Source organism: Aeromonas sp. 604282, from assembly GCF_049170575.1.
GTDB classification, from domain to species: Bacteria; Pseudomonadota; Gammaproteobacteria; order Enterobacterales; family Aeromonadaceae; genus Aeromonas; species Aeromonas veronii_A.
In genome coordinates, this window is sequence record NZ_JAAKMV010000035.1 from 1 (window position 1) to 501 (window position 501).

Genomic DNA, 501 nt, shown 5'->3' on the forward strand with positions numbered 1-501 from the left:
CAAGAAGTTTCCAAAGCACTTGTAACAAATGTTTGAGAACTACTTTTTAAATCAGCTTTCCAGATTGTTAAAGAGCATGTTTGCAACGGCTCAAGGCCGAAGAAAACAGAGTTAAGAATCAGCTTCTTAACTCTGCATTCTTGTTAGCAAGAAGAGAAGTGGCGTCCCCTAGGGGATTCGAACCCCTGTTACCGCCGTGAAAGGGCGGTGTCCTAGGCCTCTAGACGAAGGGGACCCGGATTTGTCTTTGCGCTTGCGCGCAGGTAACCGGGTAGCTGCTTTCGCTGCTATTCACATCCCGACACCCAACAAAAGGGCTTCTCTTATCTGACCGAAGCCAGATAAGCACTGATGCTTGCGCACCAGGTCTTTGCTCTAACTACTTTGAATCAAGGCAATCTGTGTGAACACTCAACAACTTCGTCATCTTAAGGTAAGGAGGTGATCCAACCCCAGGTTCCCCTAGGGTTACCTTGTTACGACTTCACCCCAGTCATGAAT

Annotated in this window: 1 tRNA gene and 1 rRNA gene; both read right to left on the reverse strand. The window is 47.7% G+C overall.

Features of this window, described 5'->3' with window-relative positions:
- Positions 1–159: 159 nt before the first annotated feature.
- Positions 160–235: transfer RNA gene (locus tag G5367_RS20095), tRNA-Glu, on the reverse strand.
- 199 nt (positions 236–434) lie between these two features.
- A 16S ribosomal RNA gene (locus G5367_RS20100) occupies positions 435–501 on the reverse strand; the annotation flags it as partial.